This is a genomic window from Cohnella kolymensis, assembly GCF_000829465.1.
Lineage (GTDB): Bacteria > Bacillota > Bacilli > Paenibacillales > Paenibacillaceae > Cohnella > Cohnella kolymensis.
In genome coordinates this window covers 38,329-63,233 of sequence record NZ_JXAL01000025.1, presented here as the reverse complement: position 1 = coordinate 63,233, position 24,905 = coordinate 38,329, and the positions used below count along the sequence as shown (strand labels likewise).

The following is a 24,905-nucleotide window of genomic DNA, read 5'->3' as shown; positions in this document are numbered from 1 at the left end:
AGGTCGGCTACGCATCGTCGCCTTGGTGGGCCGTTACCTCACCAACTAGCTAATGCGCCGCAGGCCCATCCGCAAGTGCAGATTGCTCCGTCTTTCCCAGCCCTCTCATGCGAGAGCACTGTTTATCCGGTCTTAGCATTCGTTTCCGAATGTTATCCCGATCTTGTGGGCAGGTTGCCTACGTGTTACTCACCCGTCCGCCGCTAAGTATCAGAGAAGCAAGCTTCTCATCAACTCCGCTCGACTTGCATGTATTAGGCACGCCGCCAGCGTTCGTCCTGAGCCAGGATCAAACTCTCCATAATAGAGAGCCATGAAGGCTCAAAATGCTGACTTGAATTGTAAATCGTTGTCTATCGTCCCAAAGGACGACAGGAACCGTATTACGCTCGATGTTCAGTTTTCAAAGAACAAGTTTGCTGCTTTCTTTTACCGTGCCGCCCAACAGGCGACTTAAATAATATATCACAGCAGACAACATAGATGCAACAACCAATTTGTTCCTATAATCCATAATCCACTGTGCTTTTACCGCTCCCGTATATGAATAATATCAGCGGGGAAGCTTAATTTATCACAAAACCACACCTGATTGCAACCTATTTACACTGCTATTTGCAGGTAATTGCTAAAAAATAAAACCGGCTCCCGCCTGCTGAGGCGATGAACCGGTTGATAGCATTAGTCTCCTTCATCCCGCATATGCGGGAACAGCAGCACGTCGCGAATTGACGGCGCGTCTGTGAGCAGCATAATGACGCGGTCGATTCCGATGCCGAGCCCGCCTGTCGGCGGCATTCCGTACTCCAAGGCACGGATAAAATCTTCATCCATTTCATGCGCTTCATCGTTGCCCGCTTCTTTTTCTTCCAGCTGCGCTTCGAAGCGTTGACGCTGGTCGATCGGATCGTTCAGCTCGGTAAATGCATTCGCGTGCTCCCGCGCTACGATGAAGAGCTCAAAGCGATCGGTGAACCGCGGGTCCGATTCCTTCTTCTTGGCCAAAGGAGAAATGGCAACCGGATGTCCCGTCACAAATGTAGGTTGAATCAACGTATGCTCGACAAAAGTCTCGAAGAACGCATTGACGATATGTCCGAAGCTCATATGCGGCTCCACCGGAACTTTATGCTCTTTGGCCAGGCGATGCGCTTCTTCATCACTCATCTGGGCGCTGAAATCAACGCCCACTGTCTCCCGAATCAATTCGGTCATGGAGACTCTGCGCCATGGAGGAGTGAGGTCCACTTCGTGTCCTTGGTACTTTATTTTCTTAGTGCCAAGAACCTCCTGCGCGATGTGTGCGATCAATTCCTCGGTTAAGCGCATGATATCTTCGTAGTCCGCATACGCCTCATACAACTCGATCATTGTGAATTCAGGGTTGTGCCGCGTGGAAATGCCTTCGTTCCGGTACACCCGGCCGATCTCATACACTTTTTCCATGCCGCCGACAATAAGTCGTTTCAAGTGAAGCTCAATCGCAATCCTCATATAAAGCTGCATATCCAAAGCATTATGATGCGTGATAAAAGGACGAGCGGCGGCACCCCCTGCTATGGCATGGAGAGTCGGCGTTTCCACTTCAAGAAAACCGCGGGCGTCCAAATACCGGCGCATGGATTGGATGATCCTCGAACGGGTGACAAAAGTCTTCTGCACATCCGGGTTCATGATGAGATCCACATAGCGCTGACGATACCGGGTTTCCACATCCTTGAGACCGTGGAACTTATCCGGAAGCGGCAGCAGAGACTTGGTCAGAACCTCGAGATCCTTGACTTTAACCGAGGTTTCGCCCGTTTTGGTTTTGAACACGACACCCGAGACACCTACGATATCGCCGATATCCAGCAGGTCAAATGCTTGAAACTTATTGCCCGGTACCGTATCTTCCCTCACATAGATCTGGATTCTGCCGCTCAAATCCTGCAAATGCGCGAAAGAAGCTTTGCCCATGCCGCGCTTCGTCATAATACGCCCGGCCAGGCTCACATCGATTGCGCGCTCCGCCAGCTCTTCCTTGGACAGGTCGCCGTACTCGCTCAGAACCTGGGCCGCCTCATGCGTGCGGTTATACTTCGTGCCGAACGGATCGATGCCGAGCGCACGAAGCTCGTCCAATTTGCCGCGTCTTATTTGTAATAACTCACTGAGTTCCGTTGTTTCCGGCTGATCTACATGTTCCATGAGAGTTCGTTCTCCTTCACACCTGATATATCCTGAAATATCCTGAAATCAATCATAAAGTTGAAAAAAGCTTCCGTAGGAAGCTTTATTCGATAGAGTGCTCCGTTCAACTGTGTGCAGTCATGCGGGTTACCGCGCGGTTATTTCTTGATATCGACAATTTTGTATTGAATAATGCCCGCAGGAACGTTGACTTCAACCACCGTATCCTTCTTCTTCCCCAGAATGGCTCTGCCCACCGGGCTTTCATTGGAGATTTTGTTATGCAAAGGGTCCGATTCAGCGGTCCCGACAATCGTATATTGCATCGAATCGCCGAATTCGAGATCTTGCACAATGACGGTTGACCCGATGCCCACAGTCTCAAGATCGATTTCATCGTTATTGATAATACGGGCGTTGCGCAACATCTTCTCGAGCGTGATAATGCGTCCTTCGATGAAAGCTTGTTCGTTCTTCGCATCTTCATACTCGGAGTTCTCGCTGATGTCTCCGTAACCGATGGCAACCTTGATGCGCTCCGCCACCTCGCGGCGTTTGACGGATTTAAGGTGCTCGAGTTCCTCTTCAAGCTTCTTGAGCCCGTCCGGGGTCAAAAGGACTTCTTTATCGCTCATCTCACCGATCTCCATTCAGGGAAATAATTTACGGGTCTGTTAATCAAATATATGGCGGGTCATCCGTTACATGACCGTTATCTATCCAAGCCTGTGATTTTCCATTAATGACGGCTGAACATTGGTTTTGATTATATTTCAACCCCTGAAAAATGTCAATTCGCGGAAATCAGCACCAGGCCTGCCCGACAATTCAGTGAACGAGCATTTCTCCGGTGTCTGAATGGTCCGTACCCGTCTGCGCGAGCGACTCTTCTACCGTTTTCACATATTCCTCGAGGGTGAATACGACCTCGGCACGTGTGGTCAAATCCATGATCAGGTTTTTCACTGGTGCGGAATCAGGGAGGCCTTTCAAATACCAAGCCATATGCTTCCGCATTTCCCGTACTGCCTGGTTCTCACCTTTCAGATCGACAAGCCGATCCAGATGTACCATAGCGATGCGGATTTTCTCAGCTGCGGTCGGTTCCGGAAGAATTTCTCCGCGCGTCAAGTAATGGACGGTACGATATAGCATCCAAGGATTGCCCAGCGCGCCGCGGCCGATCATGACTCCGTCACAGCCGGTGTGATCCAGCAGGCGCTTCGCGTCTTCCGGCGAGAACACATCTCCGTTGCCGATGACAGGAATCGATACGGCTTGCTTAACGTCCCTTATAATATCCCAGTTCGCTTTACCCGTATACAATTGCTCCCGGGTGCGGCCATGCACGCTGACTGCGGATCCGCCGGCACGTTCCACCGCCTGGGCGTTTTCTACCGCATAAATATGCTCGTCATCCCAACCGATTCGCATTTTAACCGTGACCGGTTTTTTTGCGGCATCTACCGCGTAAGAGACCATTTCGTAAATCTTCTTCGGATCCAGCAGCCATCGTGCGCCGGCGTCGCATTTCGTCACTTTCGGCACCGGACAGCCCATATTAATGTCGATAATGTCGGCGTTCGTATTCTCATCGACGTACTTCACCGCTTCTACGAGCGACTCCTTATCTCCCCCGAAAATCTGCAAGCTCAGCGGTTTCTCCCTTTCGTCCACGTACAGCATCTCCAGAGTACGCTGGTTTCCGTGAAGAATCGCTTTGTCGCTCACCATCTCCGCACATACGAGACCACAGCCGAATTCTTTGGCGATCAGCCGGAACGCCGGGTTACAAACCCCGGCCATCGGCGCCAGCACCACATTATTGTTCATCGGAATATTCCCGATTTTCAACATCACTTCATGACTCCTTTCTTATTCGCTGTCCGTCCCATACGGCCCAGCGTGTAATCCCTTCCTTTTCAACAGAAAAAGCTTTTAACTCCGCTTCCCAAGGAAATACTTCCCGTGCCGGCCAAATGTCATGCAGAGGAACTAACACAAACGCCCGCTCTCCCATTCGGGGATGCGGGAGCGTCAATTCCGGCGTCTCCATCTGCACTTGTCCATACAAGAGCAAATCCAAATCTATATTTCGGGGTCCCCACCGGACTTCCCGAATGCGGCCCATCTCCTGCTCGATCCCGAGCAATCGGTGAAGCAATTCCAGAGGCTCGAGGTCCGTCCCCAAACAAACCGTCATGTTCAAAAAAGAGGGCTGGTTCGTAAAGCCGACAGGCGCCGTCTCATAAATCGGTGACATTCTCCGCAAATCCAGCCCGCGTTCGTCCGCAATCCTGCGCACCGCTTCAGTCAGTGACGCCGCCCTGTCGCCTATATTCGCGCCGAGCGCCACATATGCTTCCTGCATGATATACTCATTCCTCTACAGGCACGATGCTGCCATTAAGGCCCCGTTTGCGCCGAAGCTCGACAGTCACCCCGTCGAAAATGATGTTAAACGGCGGATTCGGCTTCGTTACCGATACCGCAGCTTCAATGATACTAGTATACGTACCTAGTACCGAGGACGCAATCTTTTCAGCCAGCGTCTCAATCAGTTTGGTTGGCCGGCCTTCGACAATCCCTTTCACCAAAGCATGAATTTCAGCATAGTTCACCGTGTCGTTCACATCGTCGGTCCGGGCTGCCCGGCTCAGGTCCAAGCGAAGATCCAAATCTACGATATACTTCTGACCCAAGCGGTTTTCTTCCGCAAACACACCGTGATATCCGTAAAAGACAATACCCTTCAGCAGCATCCGATCGATCGTTAGCTCCCCCTTCCGACTTGCCTGTACACGATGGCATCTGTCATTGCCGCCACCCGCTTGATTTCCTTCACATCGTGAACCCGTACGATCTGACAGCCTTGCGCGATGCCGAGCGCAACGGTTGCTGCAGTACCTTCAACGACCTCATCTACTCCCACGTCAAGAGTTTGGCGGATGAAGGTTTTGCGCGATGTGCCCAGCAGCACCGGGTAGCCCAGTCCGACCACCTCGTCCAGGCGACCCATCATTTCGACATTCTCGTCATAATCTTTGGCGAAGCCGATACCCGGATCCAGCCAAATGTTATGCTCGGCGACACCGGCTGCACGGGCCCGCTGCACACTTGCCGTCAAGTCGGCTAACACATCCGGAATAAAGTCGGTGTAATCCCGGTCCGTACGATTATGCATCAATATGACCGGGCAGCCGTAATCCGCTGCAACAGCGGCCATTTGAGCATCCTTCTTGAATCCCCAGATATCATTAACGATATGCGCGCCGGCTTCAAGCGCTTGGCGGGCAGTGTCCGCCTTGTATGTATCGACGCTGATCGGCAGCTTCACGGCGTCCCGAACGGCGAGGATCATGGGGATCACCCGCTTGATCTCCTCTTCCGCCGATACACCTTGATGACCGGGCCGGGTAGACTCTCCTCCTATATCAATAATATCGGCGCCTGCAGCAGCCATTTCTCTGGCTCGTTCGACAGCCGCTTCCATGTCATTAAACCGCCCGCCGTCGGAGAATGAGTCAGGAGTTACGTTCAAGATCCCCATGATCAAGGTCCTTTGCCCCAGATCCAGCTTCATTCCGTCATGGAGCGTATAAGATCGCCGGTAAAATATTGTTCTCTTCATTCTGCGCCTGTCCCCTCGGCTGCCGCCCGATACTTTAGCATCAATTGATAGGTCAATGGACCTGCAGCTGCCAGTCCACCCGTTGCTGTTCCGTGACCGTCCTTGTCTTCCACCCTGGTTACCGGAACGATCTCCTGTATGGAATTCGTTAGAAACACTTCGTCGGCATTCAAGAGATCCTTCCATTCAAATAACCCTTGTTCTATGGATATACCCATACCCTCAGCCAACTCCAACACATACGCCCGCGTGATGCCCGGCAGCAGCCCGGTCTCCGGCGAGGGTGTGAACAGTGCCCCGTCTTTCACCCAAAACACATTACTGACGATACCTTCGGCGGCATAGCCGGAGGAATCGAGGAACAAACCCTCAGTGAGAGGCCCTGCGCCGGAGGTGATCAGTTCCCCTTTGGCAACAATATTGTTCATATAATGGAAAGATTTTAAACGAACGCCGTGTTCCGGAGTACTGCGCCGCACATGCAGCAGACGCAGCGTTTTGCCTTTCCGCGCAGCGGGATGATCGAGTGAAAGCTCCTTGGCATACACGATTTCATTGGGCTTGTCATAATCATTCACCGTCGGAAGACCCAACGATCCTTCGCCGGCCGATATGGACCAACGAATATAGCCGTCCGCCAAGCCATTCGCCTCCAGTACGCGTCTAACAGCAGCTTCCATTCGGTCCAAATCAGGCATATAGGCAAAGCCTAATATTTCACAGCCTTCACTGAGCCTGGCGGCGTGCCGCTCCAACAACCAAGGCCGGCCGTTATACGTACGAAATGTCTCGAACAGACCCATACCGTACAAAAAACCGTGATCAAGAGCGGAGATCACGGTCTGTTTGCTGTCAATCAATTCTCCGTTCCATAGAAGCTTCATGCTCTTATGCCGGACTTATGCTTCAGGAAATTGCTCAACAGCCGAAGGCCGTATTCCGTCATGATGGATTCAGGGTGGAATTGCACGCCTTCTACAACATACTCTTTGTGCCTGAGCCCCATAATTTCACCATCGTCGGTTTGCGCGCTGATTTCCAAGCAATCCGGAAGCGTGTGCCGTTCTACGACCAGGGAGTGATATCTTGTTGCCGTGAACGGAGAAGGCAGTCCTTCGAAGATGGTCTTGCCGTCGTGCTTGATCTCCGAAGTTTTCCCGTGCATCAACTGGCCGGCACGAATGACCTGTCCCCCGAAAGCCTGTCCGATCGCTTGGTGACCCAGACATACGCCGAAAATAGGAATCTCACCCTTGAATCTCTGGAGCAGACTCAAGCTGACACCGGCCTCGTTCGGAGTTTTGGGTCCCGGGGATATGAGAATGTGATCGGGCTTAAGCTCAGCAATGCCATCCACATCGATCTCATCGTTGCGATGCACCGCGATGTTCTCTCCCAATTCGCCCAAGTGCTGCACCAGGTTATACGTAAAAGAGTCATAGTTGTCGATAACCAGTATCATGTCGGTTCCCCCTGTGTTTCGCCGTGTTGCACCGCTTTCCAAAGCGCTTTGGCCTTGTTCAGGCACTCGTAAAATTCCCGCTCCGGATCGGAATCGATGACGATGCCCGCTCCGGCTTGAATATGGCAGATGCCGCCCCGCACCAAAATTGAGCGAATAATTATATTAAATTCCATATTACCGCTGTAGTCAAACCATCCTATAGAACCGGTATACGGTCCTCTGCGCACCGGCTCCAGTTCTTCAATAATTTCCATGGTGCGTATTTTCGGGGCTCCCGTAATCGTTCCCCCTGGAAAGACCGCTGCCAGAACATCGAATGCATCTTTATCGGGAGCCAGCAGTCCCTCAACTTGAGACACAAGGTGCATCACGTGCGAGTATCGCTCCACGGTCATCAGCTCCGGCACATGCACCGATCCGTAAGCTGCCACTCTGCCGATGTCATTGCGTTCCAAGTCGACCAGCATAATGTGCTCGGCGCGTTCCTTCTCGTTTGTAAGCAGCTCATCCTCCATCGCTCGATCTTCCATAGGCGTCTGGCCGCGGCGGCGTGTCCCGGCAATGGGTCGGGTGGACAGCTTCCCGTTGTCCAGCTTCACTAACAATTCCGGAGATGCGCTCACGATCGAGAAATCGGGTGTGCGCAGCATGCCCATATAAGGAGACGGATTGATCAGCCGCAGCCAATCATACAGAGTTTCGGCCGACACTTGAGCGGCGAGGCTTTGACGGAGCGACAGGTTCACTTGGAACACATCGCCCTGAACGATATACTGCTGAACCCGGCGAACCGATTGCTCGAATTCGCTTTTACTCATAGATGTGATCAGCCCAGGCCATTGTTCCATATCCTTTTCAAGCCGGTCCTGTTCGATAACTGACCGCATTCTCTGCTGCCGTTGATAAGAAGCTAAGCCGGCGGATGACCAACGTTCCCACTGCTTCTCCATCTCCATCGCCGTTTGTTGCGCATCCATATAAAGCTGGCTTAGGCAGTCTTCCTGCAATGAATCGATCTTTCCGCCCGGCACCGGTACATGAACCGTCAAATACAAAGAGCATTCCGAGTGGTCCACAATCCACAGCTGTTCGTACCGCTGGAACAGAAAGTCCGGAAAAAGAAGATCATCTTGCGCCGATTCGGGGAGCTTCTCAAGGCTGCGAGCCATATCGTAGCTCCACAATCCAACCGCACCGCCTATACAATCGGGAAGTGCTTCCGGCTTCGGGCCGCTCCACGCACGCATCCATTCGCGGACTTGTTCAATCGGAGCCCCCTGCAGCTGCCTTGCTTCCGTAAAGCCGGTCCCATTATCATCAGGCTCGAGCACCTTACCATGATTACCTTTCCCCGTAATGACAGATACAGGCTTCAAGCCGATTACCGAATAACGGCCTCCTTTGCCGCTTTCCAGAATACAAGCATACGGCGAGGCGTCCTCCCAAAATGCGTCCCAGAACAATGGCAATAAAGAATCCGTCTCGATCTTCATTGTGCGTACATAAGGAAGCAGCGTGTATTTACCGTTCCAAATGGCCCACTGCTGCAGCGATACAAGTTCCACGTATGCAGCTCCTCAATAGGGTGATGAACAAGCAGAATACAACAGACGCGGGCTCTTTCCTGCCAAAAAAAGCTCCCGCTGCGGGCGGGAGCTTCTGTATGTTCGTCTGATTAATTCTCAAAGTTGAACAGCGGAGTGCTCAGGTAGCGTTCACCGTTAGAAGGCACAATCGCTACGACACGTTTGCCTGCGCCGAGTTCTTTGGCGACTTTCAGCGCTGCGGAGATTGCGGCGCCGGAAGAGATGCCGACGAGAAGTCCTTCTTTTTTGGCCACCGTGCGGGCCGTCTCGAACGCGTCTTCGTTCTCGACTGTAAGAACGTGATCGTAAACGTCACGGTTCAGGATATCAGGAATAAAGTTCGCGCCGATTCCTTGAATCTTGTGCGGACCTGGGTTTCCACCGGACAGCAACGGCGATCCGGCAGGCTCGACTGCGTAGATTTTGATGTTGGGGAAGCTTTGCTTCAGCACTTCACCTGCTCCGGAAATGGTACCGCCCGTTCCGATACCTGCAATGAACGCGTCCAATTTCCCGTCAAGGGAATTGATCGCTTCAACAATCTCAGGCCCCGTCGTTTCACGGTGGATTTTCACGTTTGCTTTGTTCTTGAATTGCTGCGGCATGAAGTAGCCTTCATTGCCGTCAACGATTTCCTCGGCTTTCTTGACAGCGCCGTTCATACCCTCGGATCCAGGCGTCAACACTAGCTCTGCGCCATAAGCGCGCAGCAGGTTGCGGCGTTCAATACTCATCGTGTCGGGCATAACAAGAATCGCGCGGTACCCTTTGGCCGCGGCAACCATTGCGAGACCGATTCCGGTATTTCCGCTGGTCGGCTCAACGATCGTGCTCTGACCTGGCTTGATGAAACCTTCTTTTTCCGCTTCTTCAATCATGCTGACGGCAATCCGGTCTTTCACGCTTGCACCCGGATTTTGGTACTCCAATTTTACGTAGATCTCTGCGCTGCCTTCCGGTACGATCCGGTTCAACCGGACAAGCGGCGTATCTCCGATTAATTGCGTGACGTTCTGCACAACCTTAGCCATTGGATATGTTCCCTCCCGAAATAAACGGCTGATGCCGCCTCATTGCATTAATCCGACTAAACCAGTCGGCTTTTCGTTTCTTTCATCTTAGCAATTTGGAATGCACATTGTCAAGAGTGAGCCTCAGCGGCGCAGCGAAGGCTCGAGAATTTTCGCTTCATATTTAGTCAGCAACGACTGCTCCAATTCCCTCAGTGAGCCGGCCCGTTCCAGCGCCAACAGACGTCTCACTTCTGCCCGAATCGCTTCAGGAGCTTCGCCGTTACTTCATTTATACCGTTAAGCTGCAGGATCACGTAACCTTGCCCTGTCTGAACGGGCCCAGTCACTTGTCCGACCTCCATGGAGGACGCTGTCCGCAGCACCTCAGGAGCTTCAAAAGGATCCTGATCCTCTACCCATCCCAGATCCCCTCCGTTGTCGGCTGTAAACTCGTCTAGCGAGTAACGGCGGGCTAAGGCCCCGAAGTCTGCCCCGCCGCTCAGCTGGGACAGGATACTCTCCGCTTCCGCGTCATCCTTAACGAGAATCTGCGCGAGCCGATACTGTTTACGAGGCTCGTATTCCTCCCGGTGCTCATCCAAGTAACGATCGATTTCCCGATCCGTTACGATCACTTTATGAATCGCAATCTTTTCTAACAGCAGCCGATATCGGGCGTCCTCTTTCACCTGTTCTGCGCTCATTCCCAATTGTTCTTTCATGGCGGCGTAAAATTGTCGTTCGTCCTCATACCCTTGTCTCATGCTCAGCAGTTCCAGTTGCAATTCGTCTTCCGTCACCTTCAGCCGGAGTGCTTCCGCTTCCAGTCTGACTGCCTCGGCGAGCATGACCGTCCGCAGCGTCTGCGCCCCGTAATCGGCAAGTATGCGATTCGTCAGCTCTTCGCGTGTAATCGTCACGCCGCCTATAGAGGCCACGACATCGCTGCTCTTATTAGCGTCCTGAGCAGGGGTGGCGATCGGAGACACGGTTTCCATGACGGAATCCGACGTGCAGCCGGACAACAAAATCCAAGTTCCTAGGAGGGCAAACAGTACGAGCGGCCGCCAATGCCGTATCGTCCCCCTCATGCTCATCATCCCCTCATTAATCCCGCGTAGCACGGTTATGAATTGCCTCTAGCTCTTCCCGTTCAAATACGTATTTCTCGTTGCAAAAATGGCAGTGTACTTCCGCTTGCCCATCCTCGTCAATCAAGCTGCGCAAATCCGCCGTTCCGATCGTCACTAAAGTCCGTTCTACCCGTTCCCGCGAGCACATGCATTTAAAAATGGGCTCCACCGTCTGATGGATCGTTACATCTTCCCCCACCAAAAATTTAAGAATTCCTTCCGCCGTTTCTCCTTGATCAAGCAGTGCCGTAACATGAGGCATCGATGCGACCGCACGCTCCAGCCGGTCCAGCTGGCTGTCCGACATTCCCGGCATGATCTGGACGATAAAACCGCCGGCATGAATGACCGAATCATCCGTATTAACGAGAACACCGAGCCCTACCGCCGACGGCGTTTGTTCGGATTCGGCAAAATATAACGTAAAATCTTCGGCAAGCTCGCCGGAGATGATCGGAACACTGCCCCGATAGGGCTCACGCATGCCCAAGTCTTTAATGACATGCAAATAACCGTTACGTCCCACTGCGCCGGCCACGTCCAGCTACCCTGTTCATTGCTGGGCAGATCCACATGAGGATTATCAACGTAGCCTCTCACATGAGCATCCGCATCTGCGTCAATGACGATCTGTCCGAGGGGGCCGTCGCCTTTCACCTGTACGGTCAGCCTGCCGTCATCCTTCAGCATCACACCCATCATGGCAGCCGCCGTGGCTGCCCGCCCCAAAGCTGCAGTAGCAGTCGGAAAAGCGCCGTGCCGCCGCTGCAATTCCGCTGCCAAATTCGTCGTACGCGCCGCGAAAACCCGGATTGCACCGTTCCATGCTGTGCCGCGTACCAATTCGTCTTTCATTATTCAAATACCCCTTTCACGATGCTGCCTACCTATTCCGCTCATACACAATTCTTAAACCCTCAAGAGTGAGAAGTGAATCCACCTTCTGTATGGTTTCCGATTCTTCCGCAATCAACGTAGCCAAACCGCCGGTAGCGATTACTTGCGGGTCAACCAGGAATTCCTTGCAAATCCGGCGAACGATTCCATCCACTTGGCCGGCGTATCCGTATACGATTCCCGCCTGCATTGCCGCAACGGTGTTTCGTCCGACCACTGTGCGGGGTTTCGTCAGCTCGATGCGCGGCAGCTTTGCCGCTCTTTGATATAATGCCTCTGCCGAAATTCCGATTCCCGGCACGATGGCACCGCCCAAGTAAGCGCCCGACTCGTCGATATAGTCGAAGGTCGTCGCGGTCCCGAAGTCCACAATAACCAGAGGAGCGCCATAGTGCTCGATCCCGGCAACCGCGTTGACGATCCGGTCCGCACCGACCTCACGGGGATTTTCGCTTCGGATATTCAGTCCGGTTTTGATGCCGGGGCCGACCACAAGCGGCTCCCGTCCTACATATTTGACGAAAAGCTGCTCCAATGTGTTCATTAAAGGCGGGACGACACTCGATAAAATAACGCCTTCTACCTGTTCTGCCCGAACCCCCGCCAATTGAAACAGATTGCGGATCAGAACGCCGTACTCATCTACCGTAGAGGATCGATTGGTGCTCAGACGCCAATGATGGGCGAGGCTGCTCCCTTCATATAAACCAAGTACAATGTTGGTATTCCCGACATCCACGACCAAAATCACAGCAACGCCTCCTTCTTTATACCGTTCAAATCCAGGCTGATATCGAGCGCTTGAAAAGAGTGCGTTAAACCGCCCACCGAAATGACATCGACACCGCATCTGCCGATCTCTGCAATCCGTTCCTCTGTAATGCCGCCGGACGCTTCTATGACAATGTGAGATGCGAGGCGGCGAATGAGCGTAACAGCTTCAATCATCATCTCTGTGTTCATATTATCAAGCATGATGATGTGTGCGCCCGCTTGCGCCGCTTCTTCCGCCTGCATTAAATTTTCCGCTTCCACTTCGATCATCATCGTATGGGGAATTCTGGACTTCACCGCTCTAACAGCTGCCGCAATGCCCCCGGCTGCTTTAATATGATTGTCTTTGATCATGACCGCATCATATAACCCGAATCTGTGGTTCGCGCCTCCGCCTGCTCTTACCGCATACTTTTCCAGCGTCCGGTGCCCGGGAGTCGTCTTGCGAGTATCCGAAATTCTAACGGGCAGCCCTGCTGCCGCTGATACATACCTGTTCGTTTTGGATGCGATTCCCGATAACCGCTGGAGCAGGTTAAGCGATAACCGCTCACCGGTGAGAATGCTGTGCGTGGACCCTTCGACAAGCGCCAGCACGGTCCCCTTTTCCGCAAAATCTCCATCAGTAACGTACTGGTCAAACCGAAGACCCGGGTCTACTACACTAAATACAAGGCGAGCTAATGGCAGCCCTGCGATAATTCCGGATTGTTTCGTATGAATGACACCTTGGGACAGATGGCCGGCCGGAACGGCTGCCATGGTCGTGACGTCACCTGACCCGATATCCTCGGCCAACCATTGGCGAATCTGCTCTCTCACGGCATCAACGGCGGGGCCGCCGGCCAACCAATCGCTTTCTTTATCAAACATTGCCGACCCTCTCTTCTCCAATCCCGTGTTCACGATGCAATATCGTATGTTTGCGCCAGACCGGTTCATCCCGCTCCGGATAGTCTTCCCGATAATGAGCGCCTCTGCTTTCTTCGCGATTCAGCGCCGCTTCCGTGACAAGAACGGCGCAAGTAAGCAAATTGGCGAACTCGAACTCTTCCCGGCTTCTGAGGTTCATCCGCAGCAAGGGGATATGCCGCTTCAACTCTTCCATTGCTTTCATCAGCCCCGCTTTATTACGCCGCAGCCCTGCATACCGAACCATCATTTTCTGCAGCTTTAATCGCCGCTCCAGTATAGCACCTCTCGGTGCTGCCTCTCTATCGTCGCTATATTTATCGCTCACAAAAGCGGGCTGCGCCGTCAATCCGTTAATGCGATCCACGATGCGCTGCCCGAATACGACAGCCTCGGATAAAGAGTTGCTGGCCAGCCGGTTGGCGCCGTGCACTCCCGTTGAGGACACTTCCCCGCAAGCAAACAATCGCCGAATGCTCGTTTCCCCGTGCAAATCGGTATTCACTCCGCCCATCATGTAATGCGCAGCAGGCGCCACCGGAATCCAGTCGCTTGTCAGGTCGAGTCCGTAATTCAAACAATACTCATAAATCGTAGGAAAACGGTGCCTAATCAGTTCAGGCGTTTCGTGTGTAATGTCTATGTATACGTATGTGGATTTCGTCGCTTCCATCTCACTTATGATCGCACGCGCGACAATATCCCGCGGTGCAAGCTCAAGCTGGGGATGATATTTTTCCATAAACCGCTCTCCCCGAATGTTGCGAAGGATCGCCCCTTCTCCGCGTACCGCTTCCGATATGAGAAACCTTGGCGCGCCCGGATAACAGAGAGAGGTCGGATGAAATTGGATGAATTCCATGTCCCGGATAACAGCACCCGCCCGATAGGCCATTGCAATACCATCGCCGGTCGCTACTTCGGGATTTGTCGTGTACCGGTACAACTGGCCCGAACCGCCGCTGCACAGAATAATTGCTTTTCCGAACACTGCAACCCTTGATCCGTCCGGCTTTTGCACGAGCGCGCCGCGGCATTCTCCTTCTTCGGTCAACAGATCCAGCACAAAATGATCATCCCACAGCTCGATGGCCGGGTTCGCAACCGCCTTCTCCGCCAGTGCCCTTACAATTTCAAATCCGGTTGCATCGCCATTCGCATGCAGAATGCGCCGCCGGCTGTGTGCCCCTTCTTGCGTTAAAGCGAGGCGGCCGTCTTCCTCGTCGAAATGCGTGCCGAACTTGATCAGCTGCTCAACGCCTTTGGGGCCGTCATGAACAAGAACGTCGACCGCCGCCGCATCACATAGACCTGCTCCGGCAATCAACGTATCCTCGCGATGGAAGTCCGGTGAATCTTCTTCCGATATGACAGCGGCAATTCCGCCTTGGGCATAACGCGTGTTGCTGTCGAAGAGCGATTTCTTGGTGATCATAAGAACCCGGTTCGTCTCGCTTGCTTTCAGCGCCGTATACAGTCCGGCAATGCCGGCTCCGATGACGACGACATCCGTCTCAACACGGCGAAGCTTGACCGGATCAAAATCGACAATGTAACGGGGGATCATGGCTTTTCGTCTCCGCTCAGATTATGAGAGTAACGCACGCTACTTCACCAGCAGCATGCGCTCCAGCGATACTCTTGCTTTGTCCGCTACTTCTTGCGGCACATAGATTTGCGGCTGCATCGTTTCCAGGCATTTGACGACTTTCTTCAGATTGTTCACTTTCATATTAGGACAGACCAGAAACTTCGATGCGAAATGAAAGATTTTGTTCGGGCTGTCCAAGCGCAATTGGTATCCCGTACCGTCTTCCGTTCCGACAATAAATTCCTGCCGGTCGGATTCCCGGCAATATTTCAATATAGCGGTCGTGCTGCCTACGAAATCGGCCATGGCCACGACTTCCGGACGGCACTCCGGATGCACGACGAATTGCGCATTCGGATGCTTGGCGCGCGTCTCTTCAACGTCCTTGATCGTCAGCATATCGTGGGTGTTGCAATAACCTTCCCATATGATCATTTTCTTGTCGGTGAACTGGGAAACGTAATGCCCCAGATTCTTGTCGGGGCACCAGATGATTTCATCCGCATCGACAGAGTTGACTACTTTCACCGCGTTAGCGGACGTACAGCAAATATCGGTCTCCGCCTTCACGTCTGCTGAGGAGTTTATATACGTAACGACTTTCGCGTTCGGATGCCGTGCCTTCATTTCCCGCAGACCGATCGGATGCACCATATCCGCCATCGGACACCCCGCCCGCTCGTCGGGTACAAGAACGACCTTGTTCGGGGCGAGTATCTTCGCGCTCTCTCCCATGAAATGCACACCGCAGAAAACGATGACGTCCGCTTCGGTTGCTGCGGCTTTCTGAGCCAGCAGAAAGGAGTCGCCTCGGAAATCGGCCACCTCCTGTATTTCATCACGCTGATAATAGTGAGCGAGAATAATAGCGTTGCGTTCCTTTTTCAGCTGCATAAGGCGCTCGCGAAGCTCTCGATTCTGCTCCGCTTTTCGTTCTATAGCTAACGCTTCCATAGATAGAACTCCTCCCCGGTACGATACGGCCTCGCGTACTCTTGGCATATAGTTTGTGAATGAATGCACAAACATAGCGGCAGTACTGTCTTCATCTCGGAAGTTTACTCATCCTGCATTTACAACTAATTTACACTTGCCGCGAATGGCTGTCAATTGATCAATGCAATATAAAAAAGGTTGTTCCTGTAGCCTCTCGGCTAAGGAACAACCCTATTCTTATCCTGCATTATTTGGACTCGTCGGTACCGCCGTCGTTACCCGCATCGTTTACCGGGCGTGCAGGCTCGTCATCCCTCGTCTGGATGCGAACACGCACATTCCCAAGTGTATCCACGATCGGGTCACCATGAGACTCTCCATCATTATTGCCGGAGGAGCCTTCGCCATCATCGGAGACCTCCAAGTTGCCTTTCTCGATCAATTGCTTGATCTGCTCAAGATCGAGTGTCTCCACTTGCAGGAGAGTCTTCGCGATCAAATGCATCTCTTCGCTCTTCTCGTTCAGAAGCTTCTTGGCCCGCTCATAGCAGTCGCGCGTAATGCTTTGCATTTCCTGGTCGATCTCATAAGCGATCGCATCGGAATAGTTCTGCTCATGCCCAATATCGCGTCCCAAGAACACTTGCCCTTGGGTTTGGCCGAACTGCATCGTTCCGAGCTTCTCGCTCATGCCGTATTCCATAATCATCGCGCGTACGATGCTGGTCGCTTGCTTGAAGTCGCTGTAAGCTCCGGTGCCGATTTCACCGATGAATATTTCTTCGGCGGCTCGGCCGGCAAGTAAGCCCGTAATTTTATCGAGCAGCTCTTGCTTCGTTACAAGCATGCGATCTTCTTTCGGAAGCATGATGACATAACCGCCTGCGCGTCCGCGAGGGATGATCGTAACCTTATGCACCGTATCGGCATGTTCGAGGAAGTAACCGGCAATCGTGTGGCCGGCTTCGTGATACGCGACAATCCGCTTCTCACGATCGCTGATGACTCGGCTCTTCTTCTCCGTACCGACGACGACGCGATCAATCGCTTCGTCGACTTCCTGCATCGCGATATCCTTCTTGTTGCGTCGGGCGGCAAGCAATGCCGCTTCGTTCAGCAAGTTCTCCAGATCGGCTCCGGTGAAGCCGGTCGTCCGCTTCGCGATTGTGCCGAGACGCACATCTTTGTTCAGCGGCTTATTGCGCGCATGAACTTTCAGAACTGCCTCGCGGCCTTTCACATCCGGACGGTCGACCGTAATCTGACGGTCAAAACGGCCTGGACGCAGCAATGCAGGATCTAGAATATCCGGACGGTTGGTCGCTGCAACAATAATAATTCCCTCGTTGGCGCCAAAGCCGTCCATCTCGACCAGCAATTGGTTAAGCGTCTGTTCACGTTCGTCGTGTCCGCCTCCTAGGCCGGCTCCACGCTGACGTCCGACAGCATCGATCTCATCGATAAAGATGATACAAGGTGAATTCTTCTTCGCGTTCTCGAATAAATCACGTACGCGGGAAGCACCGACACCGACGAACATCTCAACGAAGTCGGAACCGGAAATCGTAAAGAAAGGAACGCCGGCTTCGCCTGCAACCGCACGCGCCAGCAGGGTTTTACCGGTACCCGGAGGGCCTACGAGCAGGACGCCTTTCGGAATGCGGGCCCCGAGCGCGGCAAACCTGCGGGGATCCTTGAGGAACTCGACCACTTCGACCAATTCCTGCTTCTCTTCATCCGCACCGGCCACATCCTCGAACGTGACCCGTTTTTTCTCTTCATTATAAAGCCGGGCACGGCTTTTTCCAAAGTTCATTACTTTGCCGCCGCCGCCCTGCGCCTGATTGATCAGGAAGAAGAACAGCACGAACATAATAATGAACGGAATAATCGAGGTCAGAAAGGTGAGCCAGAAGTTCTGTCCCGGCATGCGAAGCACTTCGACCGGTATATTGTTCTGCACTGCGACATCGGTCAGCCTCTGAACAGAATACTCCGCCATCACAATGCGGCCGGTGAAGTTATCGCCTTTGGCGTTCGGCGGTGTCTGCTTATATTCACCCGTAACTAAATACGTGCCGTTCTGGGGCTGCAGCGTCATCTGTTTGACGTTGCCCGTTTGAACCACTTGAATGATTTGGTTGTAATTTAATTCGTCCGCGGTTTCGTTCTTCCCGATAAAAAACTGGACGATTCCGACGGTGACCAAAAATATGAGCAAGTAAAATCCTGTGTTCCGGATGAAACGATTCATCCCTGGCCTCCTCTCGACACGCTTACATCATTTTACCATAGCCTGTCTTGGCATCACAATAACAACGCGCGCCGCTTTCATTACGCGATTCAGCTCGTATAAATTTCCGGCTTCAACACACCGACGTAGGGCAGATTCCGGTATTTCTCCGCGTAATCCAATCCATAGCCTACGATGAATGCATCGGGAATGATAAAGCCGGTGTAATCGGCGTTCAGATCTACGGTGCGGCGTCCCGGTTTATCGAACAACGCCACCACCCGAACGGACAAAGCATTGCGGCGCTCCAACACATCGATCAGATAACTCAGGGTCAGACCGCTGTCGATAATATCTTCCACGATGAGAACATCCCGGCCTTCTACCGAGGTGTCCAGATCCTTGATAATCTTCACCTCGCCGGAAGAACGGGTGGATTTGCCGTAGCTTGACACCGCCATGAAATCCAGTTCGATAGGCACCGTTATGTTTTTGGACAAGTCCGCCATAAAAATAAAAGCGCCTTTCAACACACAGATGATGAGCGGATTGCGTCCTTCATAGTCGCGGCTCACTGCGGCACCCAGCTCCTGCACCTTCTGCCGGATCATTTCTTCCGAGTAGAGAACTTCTTGAATATCATTTTGCAAAACGAGGTACCTCCCAGTGATTATACGGTATGATGGCAAGAGCCCGTTCATGTCGGGTTTTCAGCTTCGATGAACGTGATGTGGACGACCCGTTCGGTATTCGCGGAAACAAGAGCATGCCGCGAGCGCCTCATACCGGGAATCCACAGTACTTGCCCGTGCGCATCCGCCAGCAGCGGCTGCAAATCGCGCTTGGAGCGTGGCACTTTGGCATCGACGAACATATCTTGCACTTTTTTGGAGCCGTTTAATCCGTATGGAAGCAACACATCGCCGGGGATCCGGCTGCGGACGGCCAGGGGGAAAGCAAGCAATTCTTCGTCAAAATAGGCATCCACACGGCTGCCTGCATTTGCGGGACAAGGTCCCTCTATACGATGAAAAACAAGTTTATCTCCCGTACCCTCTATCGTTACCTCTCCAGCCGGCTCCCGTACAATATAGTTATAACTATTGGCTTCCGGAAGGGACGGTCCGATATACACCTCGTCGTATTCCCGATTGAACACCCAACCGTCACCCAGATCGAATCGAGCGACAGCGGGCTGATTCGGTCCGACAGCTGACACGATATCTTCAATATGCCTGAATTCCACTGTCTCGCGCGGGTTTGCACAATAACTCAATATTAGTTTAATCAATCTGCGTTGTAAAGCGACGTGCAGACTGCAGAACCGCTGCCGCTCCAACCGGAATCCGCCGCCGGTGGGGATGACCAGGTTCCGGAAAATCCGGAGCGCTTCCGCCTCCAGATAGTCATCGTCCGCTCCCGCCATATCAGCCAGCCTTACCAATGACGACTGCAGCTGCGGGTTATACTTCTCGAGCAGCGGCATCAAGTCCATCCGGACGGCATTGCGAAAATAATGGCGGTCGGCGTTGCTGCTGTCAACCGCGTAAGGCACCCCGTTTCGCTTACAATAGGCTAGAAGCTCACCTTTGTATATACGTAGTAAAGGCCGGATCAGTTCCAAATCTTCTTCACGCCGGCGGAAGGGTATTCCGGAAAGCCCGCCGACGCCGGTTCCGCGAATAATCCGCATCAGCACCGTTTCCGCTTGATCGCCGGCATGATGGCCGAGAACGATGAACGGACATGAATGGCGATGTGCCGCTTCCATCAGAAACCGGTACCTTTTCTCGCGGGCCGCAGCTTGTGCATTCATGCCCGTCTCGGCCATGAATGCCGGGATATCAAGTGAAGCGGTCTCGAACGGCAAGCCCCATTGTTCGGCCGTTCTCTGCACCATTTCCGCTTCGGCATCGGATTCTGCGCCTCGGAATTGATGGTTCGCATGAGCCACGACGATACGGAATGGATTCTCTTCCGCCATTGTTTTTAACATATGGAGGAGAGCCATGGAATCCGGACCGCCGGATACCGCGGCCACAACGGGGATCCCTTTCGGCCACCAGCCGGCCGCTTTGGCTTCCGCCATGACGCGGTCGCACAATTCGTCATGCGGTTCCACCGTCATTTCTCCTTTACATCAGATCTTTAATGAAATAACCAGACAGCGGCTGTTGCGCATAAAACAATAGAAGCGGCGAACAGGCCGGCCATCCACGCCGGCACCTGGGATGCCTTCGCCTTCGCCGAGTGTGTTTCCCGGATTGTTTCGCGCCAGTTGGCGCAAGCGTCGCGTGAATCCAGGAACCGGCCCGCGAATGCCTTGTCCATCCATGCTTCCATAGGCTTCAGCCGCGGATTGCTGCGGACGAGCTTCATCAGCTCGCGCGGATGCCGATTCTGCGGAATCAGCGTGCGTGACAGCTGCGTAAGCCGTTTGCCGTCGAAACAATGGAGCCACAGGATCGCCACGGCAAACCAGTCGTAAGCCGGATCGGCGATACGGGTTCCTGCAGACCAATAACCGCGATCGTAAATTTCCGTAAACTGCCTGATGCTTCGTCCCTTTGCGGTCATGCCGCCATAATCGACCAACTCGACTTGTCCGTAATCGGTAACAAGCACATTATCGCTTTTAATGTCACCGAACACCCAGCCCGCCTCATGCAGAGCGGCCAGCCGCTCCAACAGGCGATACCCGATGACGCCGAACCAGTGCGAGCCGTTAGCGCGCAAGTGATCTTTGACCGGACTCCCGGGAATGTAACGCATCACATAGAAAGGAACATCTTTGCCGTCCAGCACGGCATCATCCACGTCCAGCAGAAACGGCCGCCGCTGCTTCTCCAAAATATTCAGAGAAGCCAATATATTGGCTTCTCCCTGAAGTTCGGCGGCTTCCAAGCCGATCTTGACCGCGCATACCGAGCGGCCGCCCGCCAAAGCTAAATAAACTTGACCGTTGGCGCCCAAGCCGAGCAGACGTTCCAAATGATAGCTTTTGCCGTTCCATTTGCCGACCAGTTTCGTTCCCGGCGGCAAAGGCTTTTTATCAGACAACGTAGTCACTCCGCACCTCGTTCAGATCGCCTTCGGAAAGCTGCGGCGTGTCCACAAGCTCTGTTCTGATATTACCACAAGTTTCATGGATAAAATCAACCACCTGCAAAAGAGCCGGACCCGTGGGCGTAGTGCCGTGCATCCGGATCCGGTTGAACAGGGCGCCCAGCTTCGCGGGGTTCGCAGTCCAGTCGGAATCCATAACGGCAGCTTTCTGATAAGAGTCTCCGGGAAAATGAAATACGGCGACCTTGCTGCTACCCTCTCTTGCTTGCAGACTCAGCGTCAGATCGCGGATCGCTTCCTCCACGGAATGAAGCTTCGGCTTCATACTGGCGCTGGCGTCTATGAGAAGCGCGACGGACAGCGAGACGGTCTCTTCCATCTCTTCCATGACCTTCACGACTTCTGCGCGCTTAGGCGGTGGCAGAGCGCCGACGGACTCGACTCCGAACAATTGCCGCAGCTCCTGATTGACCGCTTGCCGGATGCTGCCGGCAACCGTTTGCCTCGTCATCATCTGCACGGTGCGTGACAGCTGGCGGGAGGTTACGATCCGGCTTATTCCGCCTCCGGCCCTTGCAATCTCCGCAATCTCTGCCGCACCGAATTCTCCTATCGTTCCCTCGTCGACCACTCCGGCTACGTTCACGGTAATACCTTCGGCATTGGCCTGGGCTGCCGCCACAACGGGACTCTCACCGACGTTAGAGCCGCCGTCGGTAATGAGCAATATTTGTCTCATCACATTACTCGCTCCTTATTCTCTCACATCTATTAACATTGTCGCCAAGGAGTAGAAGATTTAACCGAGTTTACTGCAGTGCAAGCCGGGAACGCGCCAAAAAGACCGTTCTCAAATGAGAGAGCGGTCTCGATGTATTCTATATAACGTGATCGATAACATGGTCGCTGCCGTCAGCCCTTCAGCTCACCGTCCTCGGGCGTTCCAGCCGGTTAAAGCCCGGCCAGCGGACGGCGGCCCAGTCCGGCTGATACCGGCTGATTCGGGTCACGACTACGGTCATATCGTCCTGGACGCGACCGGGATATTGCCGCAGCGCCGTATCCAGCAAAGCGTCGGCCAGCTCCTGCGGATCGTCGGCCTCAAGCTCCTGAAGCACTCTTTTCATCCACACCTCCTTGTTGATCGCGTGACCGGGAGAGTCGAGAACTCCGTCGGTCATCATAATCAGCGTATCGCCCGGCTGCAGCTGCACCCGCAAGAGATCGATCTCGATATCTTGCAGGATGCCGATAGGCAGGTTATTAGCCGCGATAGGTATAATTTCACGGCCCCGTTTAATGAAGCTGGGCGTAGACCCAATCTTCAGCATTGTGGCATGCGCGGTATACAAATCGATCAAGGCCAGATCTACCGTCGCGAACATTTCATCGGGGGAGCGCAGCAGAAGGACGGAGTTCACGGATTTCACCGCCAGCGTTTCATCTATTCCGGACTGAAGCAGCTGCTCCAGCATGGACAATGCCGCGCTGCTTTCCATCCGGGCCCGTGCGCCGTTCCCCATGCCGTCGCTCAATGCGACTGCAAATTTGCCGCTGCCGAGCTCAACCATGCTGAAGCTGTCGCCGGACAGCAAATCCCCTTCCTTCGCTGCCCCGGCTACGCCGGTCTCCACCTCGAACAGCTTGGCGGAACCGAAGCTCACCGTCGTTAAATGGGCTGCCGGAGCGCCGTTCCGTTCAGTCCGGACGCTCACGGTTTCACCTAGAATATCGGAGAGAAGCGGGGCTATCATTTTTCGGCATTCGTCATAGCCGGATTTGAAAGCATGAACCATCTCGATCTCGATATGTCCATCCTCCAGGCTGATAATATCGATATTCTGGATCGCCAGCCCGAGAAATTCGAGCGCATCGCGTATTTCACTTTCCTGATGCTCCATCTGCTTCGCTTCCCGGCGGATTTCCTTCACCAAATCGTCCATTACCTGCGATACTCCGGAGAGCTGGTCCGCCACCAGCAGCCGGCTGTCCTGCAGCTGCCGCCGCCAATGAAGGTCATAGCGGTAAACGTCATACTGCCGTTTCATCACATCCAACACCTGAGGCGTCTTCACACAGATGCGGCTCCACGATTTCGGCAATTGCGAGGCCGCGATTCCCGGGTCTTCCTCGACCGCGGTCATCATGTCCGTCATCAGCTTGTACGTTTGAAAAAATTGCCCGTCCCAGCACAAGCTTCGGCGATGGCAATGGTCACATGCGCGCTCGTGGACCGCATTCACAAAATGATCGAAGTCCTGGCTTTGCCGGGCCGTCTCCCCGGCCTGCGTCATCTGCCGGAAGCTGCGGGAAAGCTGGCGGAACACTTCTGAAAAGCGCTCGACTCTCTCGGCCGTCAAATCTCTTACTTTTTGCGCATACTCTTGTTGATTTTGTGCATAGTTTAGAGTACCCGGAACATATCTTGAAATAGAATCTATGATGCTCTTCGGCGTAAACAACAGCATGACCGCAGCGGTCACCGTAGCCCAGGTGGAAGCCATCATGCCTGCCGCATCGCCTCCGTAGAGCGCCAAGACGGATGTCCCGAGAAGCATGCCGAACACGGATGCAGCCTTCCCGCCTTCACGAATGAGTCCGGCCATCAAACCTCCGAAAGCCAGCAGACCGATTTCGGATGCCGCTCCGAGATTCGATAGGCTGAGGATCATGCCGGCCACCACTCCGGCCGATGTGCCCAGAGCCGGTCCGCCGACAAAGGCCGTGAGCAGCACCAGAAAGCGAGAAAACACGCTTGCGACCGCGATCCCATACACGGTCCACCCCGTCATGCCTGACAGAAGACAAGCCAGCAAAATAATGAGGCCTACCCATTCCTCATGACGCAATTGAGCGGCTTTTCTCGTTCTGGTGAGTATAGGGATTGCGTGTACGAACAGGAGCGTCAGTACAAAGGCCAGCCCCGCTTCCACGAGAGTCAGCATATACGGCATCCACGAGAGATCGTCCGCCATCAGGGTTTCGAACAAACGGACGAGCAGCGTTGAAGCAAACACGATAACCGGAGCGTGCGACAGATCCGCTCGTTCATAGAGAATCAATCCGCGATAGAACAAATAGACCACGCCGATTTCTGCAAGGATGACGAGAGGCCTCGGATCGACCGCCCAGAAACTGCCTGCAACCAAGGCGAGCGCGGCCGGAAAAGCCGTTTCTTTTCGCAGATACAGCACCACAGCGAAAAAAGCGGCGGCAAACGGTGTAATCCCCTCAAGCATGACCGCACGACCCAGTAAAAATCCGATTCCGACGATCAACAACAGCCACTGCTGCCGCTTGAGCGCTTGTCCCGATCGCGTGAACCATTTGGCGGAATTGCCTCTCTTCGCGTTCTCGGCCGCTTTTCTCCCGAACAACCAAGGTTTCTTCCGCTTCACTGCCGCGGAATTGTCTTCCGTCACCAGACGCGGCACGAACGGAACGACGGACGGCTTGTCCATAACTGCACACCCCATTTACCAGATTGAATGTGCCC

At 53.6% G+C, this 24,905-nt stretch carries 21 protein-coding genes, 1 rRNA gene and 1 pseudogene; all 23 read right to left on the bottom strand.

Annotated features, from left to right (window positions below; all coding sequences use genetic code 11):
- Positions 1-305 (bottom strand): 16S ribosomal RNA (locus SD71_RS16685); the annotation flags it as partial.
- Between the two features lie 376 nt (positions 306-681).
- Positions 682-2,190, bottom strand: coding sequence for a lysine--tRNA ligase (lysS, locus tag SD71_RS16680; protein WP_041065635.1), 1,509 nt, complete (start codon positions 2,188-2,190; stop codon positions 682-684).
- A gap of 140 nt (positions 2,191-2,330) precedes the next feature.
- The gene (gene greA / locus SD71_RS16675; protein ID WP_041065632.1) at positions 2,331-2,807 is read right to left on the bottom strand and encodes a transcription elongation factor GreA; all 477 of its coding nucleotides are present in this window, start codon (positions 2,805-2,807) and stop codon (positions 2,331-2,333) included.
- 193 nt (positions 2,808-3,000) lie between these two features.
- Positions 3,001-4,029 carry a tRNA dihydrouridine synthase DusB gene (dusB, locus tag SD71_RS16670; RefSeq protein ID WP_041065629.1) on the bottom strand — a complete coding sequence of 343 codons (1,029 nt, stop codon included), beginning with the start codon at positions 4,027-4,029 and terminating at the stop codon, positions 3,001-3,003.
- 4 nt (positions 4,030-4,033) lie between these two features.
- On the bottom strand, positions 4,034-4,543 hold the full coding sequence (folK, locus tag SD71_RS16665) for a 2-amino-4-hydroxy-6-hydroxymethyldihydropteridine diphosphokinase (RefSeq protein WP_041065626.1): 510 nt from the start codon (positions 4,541-4,543) through the stop codon (positions 4,034-4,036).
- Between the two features lie 7 nt (positions 4,544-4,550).
- Positions 4,551-4,943: a dihydroneopterin aldolase gene (folB, locus tag SD71_RS16660; protein WP_041065623.1), complete on the bottom strand. Its 393-nt coding sequence runs from the start codon at positions 4,941-4,943 to the stop codon at positions 4,551-4,553.
- 2 nt (positions 4,944-4,945) lie between these two features.
- Positions 4,946-5,803, bottom strand: coding sequence for a dihydropteroate synthase (folP, locus tag SD71_RS16655; protein WP_041065621.1), 858 nt, complete (start codon positions 5,801-5,803; stop codon positions 4,946-4,948).
- Positions 5,800-6,687, bottom strand: a complete 888-nt coding sequence (locus SD71_RS16650; protein WP_041065618.1) for an aminotransferase class IV — start codon at positions 6,685-6,687, stop codon at positions 5,800-5,802. The genes folP and SD71_RS16650 overlap by 4 nt, the downstream gene beginning before the upstream one ends.
- A complete protein-coding gene (locus tag SD71_RS16645; RefSeq protein ID WP_041065611.1) occupies positions 6,684-7,265 on the bottom strand; it encodes an anthranilate synthase component II in 582 nt (193 codons plus the stop codon). Before SD71_RS16645 ends, SD71_RS16650 begins: the two co-directional genes overlap by 4 nt.
- Positions 7,262-8,833, bottom strand: coding sequence for an anthranilate synthase component I family protein (locus SD71_RS16640; protein ID WP_041065608.1), 1,572 nt, complete (start codon positions 8,831-8,833; stop codon positions 7,262-7,264). The genes SD71_RS16645 and SD71_RS16640 overlap by 4 nt, the downstream gene beginning before the upstream one ends.
- Before the next feature lie 110 nt (positions 8,834-8,943).
- Positions 8,944-9,885 carry a cysteine synthase A gene (cysK, locus tag SD71_RS16635; RefSeq protein WP_041065606.1) on the bottom strand — a complete coding sequence of 314 codons (942 nt, stop codon included), beginning with the start codon at positions 9,883-9,885 and terminating at the stop codon, positions 8,944-8,946.
- Between the two features lie 227 nt (positions 9,886-10,112).
- A complete protein-coding gene (locus SD71_RS16630; RefSeq protein ID WP_041065603.1) occupies positions 10,113-10,958 on the bottom strand; it encodes a peptidyl-prolyl cis-trans isomerase in 846 nt (281 codons plus the stop codon).
- 16 nt (positions 10,959-10,974) lie between these two features.
- Positions 10,975-11,855: pseudogene (hslO, locus tag SD71_RS16625) on the bottom strand (Hsp33 family molecular chaperone HslO).
- Positions 11,856-11,883: 28 nt separating this feature from the next.
- On the bottom strand, positions 11,884-12,648 hold the full coding sequence (locus SD71_RS16620) for a type III pantothenate kinase (protein WP_041065600.1): 765 nt from the start codon (positions 12,646-12,648) through the stop codon (positions 11,884-11,886).
- Positions 12,645-13,544, bottom strand: coding sequence for a carboxylating nicotinate-nucleotide diphosphorylase (nadC, locus tag SD71_RS16615; RefSeq protein WP_052476340.1), 900 nt, complete (start codon positions 13,542-13,544; stop codon positions 12,645-12,647). The genes SD71_RS16620 and nadC overlap by 4 nt, the downstream gene beginning before the upstream one ends.
- Positions 13,537-15,150 carry an L-aspartate oxidase gene (gene nadB, locus SD71_RS16610; RefSeq protein WP_041065597.1) on the bottom strand — a complete coding sequence of 538 codons (1,614 nt, stop codon included), beginning with the start codon at positions 15,148-15,150 and terminating at the stop codon, positions 13,537-13,539. The genes nadC and nadB overlap by 8 nt, the downstream gene beginning before the upstream one ends.
- A 39-nt stretch (positions 15,151-15,189) precedes the next feature.
- Complete coding sequence (gene nadA / locus SD71_RS16605) at positions 15,190-16,128, bottom strand: quinolinate synthase NadA (RefSeq protein WP_041065595.1); 939 nt, start codon at positions 16,126-16,128, stop codon at positions 15,190-15,192.
- Between the two features lie 229 nt (positions 16,129-16,357).
- Positions 16,358-18,364: an ATP-dependent zinc metalloprotease FtsH gene (gene ftsH, locus SD71_RS16600; protein ID WP_041065592.1), complete on the bottom strand. Its 2,007-nt coding sequence runs from the start codon at positions 18,362-18,364 to the stop codon at positions 16,358-16,360.
- 89 nt (positions 18,365-18,453) lie between these two features.
- Entirely contained in the window at positions 18,454-18,993 is a 540-nt protein-coding gene (hpt, locus tag SD71_RS16595; RefSeq protein ID WP_041065589.1) for a hypoxanthine phosphoribosyltransferase, read from the bottom strand.
- A gap of 47 nt (positions 18,994-19,040) precedes the next feature.
- Positions 19,041-20,465, bottom strand: coding sequence for a tRNA lysidine(34) synthetase TilS (tilS, locus tag SD71_RS16590; RefSeq protein WP_052476339.1), 1,425 nt, complete (start codon positions 20,463-20,465; stop codon positions 19,041-19,043).
- A gap of 26 nt (positions 20,466-20,491) precedes the next feature.
- The gene (locus SD71_RS16585; RefSeq protein ID WP_235427184.1) at positions 20,492-21,403 is read right to left on the bottom strand and encodes a serine/threonine protein kinase; all 912 of its coding nucleotides are present in this window, start codon (positions 21,401-21,403) and stop codon (positions 20,492-20,494) included.
- Positions 21,396-22,148 carry a vWA domain-containing protein gene (locus SD71_RS16580; protein ID WP_041065580.1) on the bottom strand — a complete coding sequence of 251 codons (753 nt, stop codon included), beginning with the start codon at positions 22,146-22,148 and terminating at the stop codon, positions 21,396-21,398. The genes SD71_RS16585 and SD71_RS16580 overlap by 8 nt, the downstream gene beginning before the upstream one ends.
- A 181-nt stretch (positions 22,149-22,329) precedes the next feature.
- Positions 22,330-24,870: a stage II sporulation protein E gene (gene spoIIE / locus SD71_RS16575; protein ID WP_041065577.1), complete on the bottom strand. Its 2,541-nt coding sequence runs from the start codon at positions 24,868-24,870 to the stop codon at positions 22,330-22,332.
- Positions 24,871-24,905: the final 35 nt, after the last annotated feature.